General features: G+C 72.4%; 8 protein-coding genes. 5 read left to right on the top strand and 3 right to left on the bottom strand.

Annotated elements, in window-relative coordinates; genetic code table 11:
- The first annotated feature begins 110 nt into the window (after nucleotides 1-110).
- A complete protein-coding gene (locus tag ACWDVW_RS24290) occupies nucleotides 111-626 on the top strand; it encodes an acyl-CoA thioesterase (protein WP_449952898.1) in 516 nt (171 codons plus the stop codon).
- A gap of 21 nt (nucleotides 627-647) precedes the next feature.
- Here ACWDVW_RS24290 and ACWDVW_RS24285 read toward each other — a convergent pair whose 3' ends face one another.
- Entirely contained in the window at nucleotides 648-1,919 is a 1,272-nt protein-coding gene (locus tag ACWDVW_RS24285) for an AI-2E family transporter (protein ID WP_449952895.1), read from the bottom strand.
- Between the two features lie 250 nt (nucleotides 1,920-2,169).
- Between ACWDVW_RS24285 and ACWDVW_RS24280 the strand changes: the two genes are divergently transcribed.
- From ACWDVW_RS24280 to ACWDVW_RS24270, 3 genes are all read left to right on the top strand, one after another.
- Entirely contained in the window at nucleotides 2,170-3,267 is a 1,098-nt protein-coding gene (locus ACWDVW_RS24280) for a hypothetical protein (RefSeq protein ID WP_449952889.1), read from the top strand.
- Between the two features lie 119 nt (nucleotides 3,268-3,386).
- Nucleotides 3,387-4,091, top strand: a complete 705-nt coding sequence (locus ACWDVW_RS24275) for a YoaK family protein (protein WP_396750022.1) — start codon at nucleotides 3,387-3,389, stop codon at nucleotides 4,089-4,091.
- 98 nt (nucleotides 4,092-4,189) lie between these two features.
- A complete protein-coding gene (locus ACWDVW_RS24270) occupies nucleotides 4,190-4,510 on the top strand; it encodes an amphi-Trp domain-containing protein (RefSeq protein WP_396750024.1) in 321 nt (106 codons plus the stop codon).
- Between the two features lie 112 nt (nucleotides 4,511-4,622).
- Here ACWDVW_RS24270 and ACWDVW_RS24265 read toward each other — a convergent pair whose 3' ends face one another.
- Nucleotides 4,623-5,021, bottom strand: a complete 399-nt coding sequence (locus ACWDVW_RS24265; protein WP_396750026.1) for a hypothetical protein — start codon at nucleotides 5,019-5,021, stop codon at nucleotides 4,623-4,625.
- A gap of 84 nt (nucleotides 5,022-5,105) precedes the next feature.
- Between ACWDVW_RS24265 and ACWDVW_RS24260 the strand changes: the two genes are divergently transcribed.
- Entirely contained in the window at nucleotides 5,106-5,726 is a 621-nt protein-coding gene (locus ACWDVW_RS24260) for an L-threonylcarbamoyladenylate synthase (protein WP_396695262.1), read from the top strand.
- A gap of 21 nt (nucleotides 5,727-5,747) precedes the next feature.
- Here ACWDVW_RS24260 and ACWDVW_RS24255 read toward each other — a convergent pair whose 3' ends face one another.
- The gene (locus tag ACWDVW_RS24255; protein WP_449952884.1) at nucleotides 5,748-7,895 is read right to left on the bottom strand and encodes an amylo-alpha-1,6-glucosidase; all 2,148 of its coding nucleotides are present in this window, start codon (nucleotides 7,893-7,895) and stop codon (nucleotides 5,748-5,750) included.
- Nucleotides 7,896-7,960: the final 65 nt, after the last annotated feature.

Here is a 7,960-nt window from a genome sequence, read left to right as displayed (position 1 = left end):
CACAGCCCGGCATCGTCCAGCGCGTCGGCGATCGCCGCCACGTAGAGCTTGCCGAAACGGCGGGGCAGACCGCACATCCCGAGACCGCGCGCGAGGACGGACGAACCGCCATGCAGGACACGATCACCGCCGCCGGTCGGGCACCGTCGGCGTCCCACCTGACCCTGTCGCAGATCATGGACCAGCACCACACCAACCTCATGGGTACGGTCCACGGCGGCCGGATCCTCAACCTCATCGACTCGGTGGCCGGGGTGGTCGCCGCCCGGCACTCCGACGGCCCGGCGGTCACCGCCGCCATCGACGAGACCGCCTTCCTCCGCGCCGTGCGCGTCGGCGACGTGGTGCACGTCGACGCCCGGATCACCTGGGCGGGCCGCAGCTCAATGGAGGTGGCGGTGAAGGTGACCGCCGACCGGTGGGACCGGGCCGTCCCGCCGACCACGGTGGCCACCGCGCACCTGGTCATGGTCGCCGTCGACGACGCCGGGCAGCCGCGTGCGGTGCCGCCGCTGCTGCTGGAGAGCGACGGTGACCGGAGGCGCTACCGCGAGGCGGAGATCCGCCGCGAGCACCGGCTCACGCTGCGGCGGGCCCTGCTCGACGGCGCCGAGAACCCGACATGATTCTTACCGGGGCCCGGAGCGTCAGGGTGCGCTGGCCTTGACCACGACCGCTTCCGGGGCCGGCGGTTGCTCGGCCGGTGGGAGGCGCCGGGCCAGCCGCCGGACCGCGGTGTTGAGCACGGCGATCAGCGGTACCGCGATGAGCGCGCCGAAGATGCCGTCGAGCACCACACCGGCGGTGACCGCCAGCACCACCGGCAGCGGGTGCAGCGCCACCGCCTTGCCCATGATCCACGGCTGGAGGACGTTGCCCTCGACCTGCTGCACCACGATCACCGCGCCGAGGATGCACAGTGCGGTGACCCAGCCGCCGTCCACCAGCGCGACCAGCACCGCCACCGCGCCGGAGAGCGTGGCACCGACGATCGGGATGAACGCGCCGAGGAAGACCAGCGCGGCCAGGGCGAAGGCGAAGGGCACGTCGAACAGCACCAGCGCGATGCCGATGCCCACCGCGTCGATGAACGCCACCAGCACGGTGGCTCGTACGTAGGCGACCAGGGTCTGCCACGAGGCCTTGCCGGCGTCGTCGAGCCGCCAGCGGGCGGCGACCGGGAACATCCCGACGATGAACCGCCAGATGCGCTGCCCGTCGCGGAGGAAGAAGAACATGGCGAAGAGGACCAGCAGCGCGCCGGTGAAGATCTCCACCACCGTGCCGGCGGTGGAGAGCGCGCCGGTGGTCAGCGCCTGGGTGTTCTCGTTGATCCAGTTCTGTCCGGCCTGGATGTACTGGTCCAACGTGCCGTCGGAGAGGTTGAGCGGCCCGTCGCGCAGCCAGTTCTGGATCTGCCCGATGCCGTCGGCCGCGTTGCGGCTGAGGTCGGGCAGACCGGTGATGAACTCGTTGACCACCATCGTCAGCGTGCCGACCACGGCGGCCAGTCCGCCGATCAGCACCACGGCGGTGGCCAGCGTCCGGGGGAAGCGGGCCCGCAGCAGCCAGCCGACGGCGGGTGCCAGCAGCGCGGAGAGCAGCAGCGCCACCAGCAGCGGCACGATCACGACGCGGATGGTGCCCATGAACCGCAGCATCGCCCAGCCGACGATGCCGATGACGATGATCCGCCACGACCAGGCGGCGGCGATCCGCAACGAGTGCGGCACCCCGGCGTCGTCGCGGCTGATCGTCGAGGGATGGGCGTCCTCGCCGTCGCCGTTGCCGGAGCGGGGTTCGGGGATGGGCCGGGCGAGTTCCTCCGCGCGGTCGGCCCGCCGGGTGCGGTCCCGGTCCCGGGCCGCGCGCACCGACGCGCGTCCCCCGTCGTACGCCCGGCGCAGTCGTTGCCGCATCTGCTCGAACCGGCTCAACGGAACCCCCAGGTGAAGATCGGTCGGTACACCGTAACGGGTCGGGCCACACCGCGGCACGGTGACCAGCGGCCGGACCCCGCCTCACCGGATTCCGCCGCCGATCTCGGCCGGTGACGGCGGGCGGGTTCGGGCCCTATCCTGGCGCTTCGTGCCCGGGTGTCCGGGCGGTGCCGCCCGAGGCGGGTCCCTCCGGACACGTGGGCTCCACCTGCCACGAGGAGGTTCCCGGGTGAGAAGGTTCGCGGTACTCGTCACCGCGGTGATGGCGGCCACGGCCGTCGCCGTACCGGCCCAGGCGCGCTCGACGTCGACCCCGACGGCGGTCACCCTCAAGCCGCCGCTGAGCGGCCTGGTCGACCGGGCCGAGCCGGCCACCGGCGCGTACGCCTCGGTGGTGGACAGCTTCGTCATCCGGGTCAACTGGAGCGACCTGCAACCGCAGCAGCAGGCCGGCACCGACCACGGCGGCGCGCTCGACACCACGGCGATCGACCAGGCGGTGACCGCCGCGAACGCGGCCGGCATGCACGCCCGGCTGCGGGTGGTCGGCGGCATCCACGCGCCGGACTGGGCGAAGACGCTGGGCGGTGCCAGCCCGATCCCGTGGTACACCAGCGGCACCCTGGCCGGCACGATCGGCCGCTTCTGGAGCGGCGAGTACGGCACCGCGTACCAGAACCTCCAGGACCGGCTGGCCGCCCGCTACGACGACGAGCCCCGGATCCGGGACGTGGTGATCGCCCGCTGCACCACCGAGTTCGCCGAGCCGTATATCCGGCAGACCGGGCAGCTCAGCCTGAACCGGCCCGGCCTGGAGGCGGCCGGCTACACCGGGGCGGCCGACGACCAGTGCCACCGCGACGAGATCGACGCGCACGACGTGTGGGAGCAGACCCGTTCCTACCTGGCGTTCAACCCGTACCAGCGGATCAACGAGGTGACCTGGACCGGGTCGGTGGACATGCCGTACACCCGGCAGATGATCGACTACTGCCGCACCTCGCTGGGTGCCCGGTGCGTGCTGGGCAACAACTCGATGTACCCGGACCGTCCGAACAACTACTACGCGATGTGGGCGTACATCGCGGGCAAGGGCGGCCCGATCAGCTACCAGACGGCGACCGCCGACCTGGTCTGCGCCAACCAGGACCCGTGCCCGGCGTCGACCTGGAACCAGACGCTCGAACTCGCCCTCACCTACGGGGCGAACGCCGTGGAGCTGCCCAGGACGAAGACCGGCTACCAGAGCTGGTCCATCGCGGACGTGTCGCCGGACCACGGGTTGCAGCACTACGACGACCTGCTGGAGGCCGCCGCCGGGCCGTGACGCGGCAGCGCCGGGACGCGGCCGTGCGCGGTGCGTAGACTCCGATCCGGACGATCGCCCTGCTCACGGCCGCTCTCGACGCGCCACACAGCGGTGCCGGCGAGCTGCGGAAGAGGCTCATGACCAAGACCTACGACGTACCGCTGCTGGTGCTGACCGTGGCGACCGGGGCGATCGACGGCGTCAGTTTCCTCGCGCTGGACCGGGTCTTCACCGGCAACATGACCGGCAACGTGCTCTTCATCGGCTTCGGCCTGGCCGGGGTCGCCGGGCTGCCGGTGCTCAACAACCTGGTGGCGCTGCTGGCCTTCATGCTCGGCGCGGTGCTCGCCGCCCGGCTGACCCGGGGCGCGGCGGGCCCGGCGAAGCTGCCCCGCTCCGGCCTGTTCGTCCTGGTCGCCGGAAGCGCGTCGACGCTGGCGCTGGCCGCGCTCTGGCTCGGCACCGGTTCGCCGGACGGGATAGCGCTGCTGGTCGTCACCGGGCTGTTGGCGCTGGTGCTCGGTGCCCAGGCCGCGGCCGTCCGCCACATCGGCATCCGGGATCTCTCCACGGTGGTGGTGACGATGACGATGGTCAACCTCTCGGCCGACAGTCGGGCCGCCGGGGGCGTGGGCGCGGCCTGGGTCCGGCGGCTCGCCGCGATCGTCGCGATGGGCCTCGGCGCCCTGGTCGCGGCGCTGCTGACGCTGCGGGTCGGCGGGTCCTGGGCGTTGCTGATGGCGGGTGCGGTGATGGCGGCCGGGACGGCGATGATCGCGGCGGTCCGCCGCCGGGAGATCGCCGTCGCGACGGACGCGCGGGCGGCCGGTCCGGCCGCCTGAACCCCACCCGACACGCGGTCCGGCGACCCCACCTGCGACCCCGCCGACCGGGTAACCCTGAGCGTGCTCGGTCGACACCGCAATGCCAGCATGACGGCATGGATATCTACGAGGACGAGCGGACGGTGTCGCGGGCGGACCTGGCCGCGTGGCTGCGGCAGGTGGCGAGCCAGGTGGAGAGCGGGCAGGTCTTCTACGGCGCCGCCGGCACCATCGCCGTCGCCGACCAGGTGCACTGCGAGCTGGAGATCGAGCAGGAGGGCAAGGACGAGTACTCGATCGAGATCGAGTTCTCCTGGAAGAACCCGGCGGCCGAGGCGGAGAAGCCGAAGGCCGACGCGGAGAAGACCGACGCCGAGAAGGCGGCGGCGACCGAGGCGGACGAGGAGCCGGAGACCGAGTCCTCGACGACCGCCTAGCGGCGCGCCGATCCCGTTCGGGGAGGGCCGCCGTGACCGGCGTGGGCGGGACGACCCGCCTGTCCGGTGACGCGGCGCGCCCTCGCCGATGGCACCGGTCGGTGCGTCGTGCTCACCGCAGCCGTCCGCGCCGACCGAACCAATCCCGCGAGACCCGGGTGTTCAGCGCCCACAGCACCCAGACCAGCAGGATCGCACCGACGCAGGTGATCGCGCCCCACAGGCCGAGCGAGGCGGCGGCCAGCAGACCGGTCAGCGCGTACGCCGGAAAGGGCGCCCACTGGCGGCGGGCGGCCAGGCTGACCGCGACCAGCGTGCACGACACGGCCATCACGGCGAAGAAGACGGCGGCGCCGAGCGAACCGCCGTCGACCACCGCGCGGTGTGCGGTCGCCAGCGCGAACAGCAGCGCCAGTACGCCGAAGACGAGCACGGTGATCCGGACGGGTGTGGGTGTCGCGGGGTGTCGGAAGGTGTCGCGGTAGCCGCCGTCGTGGGCTCGTCCGACCATACCGACAACGATGGGCGTCGACACGTGACCGCGAGCCGCCACTGTCGCCAATGCGACACTTCCCGGCGGCCTAAGCTTCGGGCCATGGCCAGGTACTTCGACGTGCATCCGGACAACCCGCAGCCGCGCATCATCGGTCAGGTGATCGACATCGTCCGGCGCGACGGCCTGATCGCCTATCCGACCGACTCCTGCTTCGCGTTGGGCAGCCGGCTCGGCAACAAGGACGGCATGGACCGGATCCGGGAGATCCGCCAGCTCGACAGCGGTCACCACTTCACCCTGGTCTGCCGGGACTTCGCCCAGCTCGGCCAGTTCGTGCAGCTCGACAACGCGGTGTTCCGGGCGGTGAAGGCGGCCACCCCGGGTGGCTACACTTTCATCCTGCCGGCCACCCGCGAGGTCCCGCGTCGGCTGCTGCACCCGCGCAAGAAGACCGTGGGCGTCCGCATCCCCGCGCACCCGGTCACCCGCGCGTTGCTCGACGAGTGGGGCGAGCCGTTGCTGTCGAGCACCCTGCTGCTGCCCGGTGACGAGGAGCCGATGACCCAGGGCTGGGAGATCAAGGAACGCCTCGACCACGCGGTGGACGCGGTGGTCGACGCGGGGGAGTGCGGCACCGAACCGACCACGGTGATCGACTTCTCGGACGGCGAGCCGGAGATCGTCCGGGTCGGCGCCGGTGACCCGGACCGCTTCTCCTGAGCACCACCACCGGCACGGTCGTCAGGGGCGGTGCCGCCGGGTGGCCGACGCCTGACGGGTGGGGCGGCGCAGCACGGCGATCCGGTCACCCCTGGTACGCACCGACGTCCGCCCGCCCGGTCGACGGTGCACCGTCAGGTCGAAGGTGTGCCCGCCGACCCGTACCCCCTCCAGCGTGAGGTCCGGCAGCCACGGCGGCAGGTGCGGGTCGAGGAGGATCGCCCGCAGCGGCGCGGCCGGGCGCAGCGCCAACAGTGCCTGCACCAGCGCGACGATGGCGCTGGCCGACCACGCCTGCGGGGAACACGAGTTCGGATAGACCCCGGGGTGCGGGAAGGTGTCGCGGGGCAGACCGCTGAGTACCTCGGGGAGCCGGTGCTCGGCGAAGAGGGCCGACGCCGCGAACGTCCCCTCGGCGAGCCGGTGCAGGTGGTCCCAACAGCCGTACCGGGCGAGCCCGAGGCCGATGGTGCCCGCCTCGACCGGCCAGACACTGCCCCGGTGGTAGCTGAACGGGTTGTACGCCGGATGCGTGGCGGAGAGCGTCCGGATGCCCCACCCGCTGAACATGTCCGGCGCGAACAGCCGGTCGGCCACCACGGGAGCGATCCGCGCCGGCACGATCCCGCTGGTGAGCAGGTGCCCGTCGTTGGAGTTGACCGAGCGGACCTGCTGCCCGTCCGGGCCGAGGGCCATCGCGTAGCAACCCCGGTCCGGCATCCAGAAGGCGCGGTGGAACCGGCGACGCAGCGCCCTCGCCCGATGCAGCAGGGCCGCGCCGGTCGCGGGATGACCGGTCACCGTGAACGTCACGGCCGCGTGCCGCAGGGCGGCGTACCAGTAGGCCTGCAACTCGCTGCTCGCGATCGGGTTCGGCACCAACCGGCCGTGCTCGTCGACCACCGCGTCATCGGAGTCCTTCCAGCCCTGGTTCTTCACACCGACCCGGGAGCGGCAGTGGTACTCCAGGAAACCGTCGTGGTCCTCGTCGCCGAACCGGTCGAGCCAGTCCAGCGCGCGACGCGTCGCCGGCAGCAACTCGCGGACCGTGTCGAGATCCCCGGTCCAGGCGTAGTACTGGCCGAGGAAGACGAGGAAGTCCGGCGCGGTGGACCAGTCGCCGTGGTAGTGCGACAGCGGATCGAGGCCGAGCGCGGACACCGGCCCCTGACGCGCCTCGTGCAGCGGCTTGCCGGGCTCCTCGTCGCGCCAGTCGTCGATGCGCCGCCCGAGGTGCGCGGCGTTGAGCCGGAGACTGTCGGCCAGCATCGTCGGACCGGCGAGCAACGCCTGCCACGAGGCGGTCATCGTGTCCCGACCGAAGATCTCCTGATAGATCGGCAGGCCGGCGATCGGGGCGGTCGGGCCGGCCGGCTCGCCCAGGGGCAGCCCGGCCAGGTCCTCCGTCGCGCATCGCCAGGACGCCGTCACGTCGAAGTTGGTGCTGGTCAACCGGGTGAACTCGCGTTCCAGCCGGCCACGTGCCGCGCCGGCCAGGTCACCGGAGTCGGTGAAGCTCGGCGGTGGCGCGACGAGACGTTCGCCGTCGAAGACGGGCTCGACGAGGATCTCCACCTGTCGGCGTTCGCGGGTCGGCACCGCCAGGTCCACCTCGAAGCCGTCGTCGGCGTACCGGATCGGCTGGTCGGTGCGGACCCGGATCGCCACCGCCCGGTCCAGGCCGTCACAGCGGTACGTCAGCCGCAGCTCCCACTCCGCCGGATCCCACCGGCGCTCGACCGTGCCGGACTGCACCCGCCGGCCCCGCTCGGCCTCGCCGGTGTCCGCGAAGTCGGCGCTCAGCTCGATCCGTAGCCGCAGCTCCAGCGGTACGTCCGCGTAGCTGAGCACGGTCAGGCGGGTCCGCAGCCCGGCCCCCACGAACCGGGCCACGGTCAGGTACGCCGCCCGCGAGGGCAGCTCGTCACCGGCGCCCAGCTCGGCGTACGACAGTTGGGCGTACCCTCCGACGGTGGCCGTGCTGAACGGCACCGGCTCCCGCCCGTCGACGGTGATCCGCTCGGTGTGCAGTACCCGGGTGTTGCGGGCGAAGAACCCCTGCGGACCGGTGCCGATGATCCGGCCCCGGACGTCGGTGACCAAAGTGCTCCAGCCGCTGGCCAGATAGAGCAGGTCGGGGCGGACGCGCAGATTGCGGACCCGGCTCATCCCGTTCCCCCCGGCCTGCGCTGGACTCCGCCTGGCAGCGCGGGGTCGTCGGTCGGCGTTTCCTA

This window comes from Micromonospora sp. NPDC003241 (assembly GCF_053589795.1).
This window is presented reverse-complemented; position numbering and strand designations above follow the sequence as displayed.

What these genes read in the sequence shown, in the direction of transcription:
- ACWDVW_RS24290 (WP_449952898.1), top strand. Translation starts at nt 111, where the DNA reads ATGCAGGACACGATCACCGCCGCCGGTCGGGCACCGTCGGCGTCCCAC.
- ACWDVW_RS24285 (WP_449952895.1), bottom strand. Translation starts at nt 1,919, where the DNA reads ATGCGGCAACGACTGCGCCGGGCGTACGACGGGGGACGCGCGTCGGTG.
- ACWDVW_RS24260 (WP_396695262.1), top strand. Translation starts at nt 5,106, where the DNA reads ATGGCCAGGTACTTCGACGTGCATCCGGACAACCCGCAGCCGCGCATC.
- ACWDVW_RS24275 (WP_396750022.1), top strand. Translation starts at nt 3,387, where the DNA reads ATGACCAAGACCTACGACGTACCGCTGCTGGTGCTGACCGTGGCGACC.
- ACWDVW_RS24270 (WP_396750024.1), top strand. Translation starts at nt 4,190, where the DNA reads ATGGATATCTACGAGGACGAGCGGACGGTGTCGCGGGCGGACCTGGCC.
- ACWDVW_RS24255 (WP_449952884.1), bottom strand. Translation starts at nt 7,895, where the DNA reads ATGAGCCGGGTCCGCAATCTGCGCGTCCGCCCCGACCTGCTCTATCTG.
- ACWDVW_RS24265 (WP_396750026.1), bottom strand. Translation starts at nt 5,021, where the DNA reads ATGGTCGGACGAGCCCACGACGGCGGCTACCGCGACACCTTCCGACAC.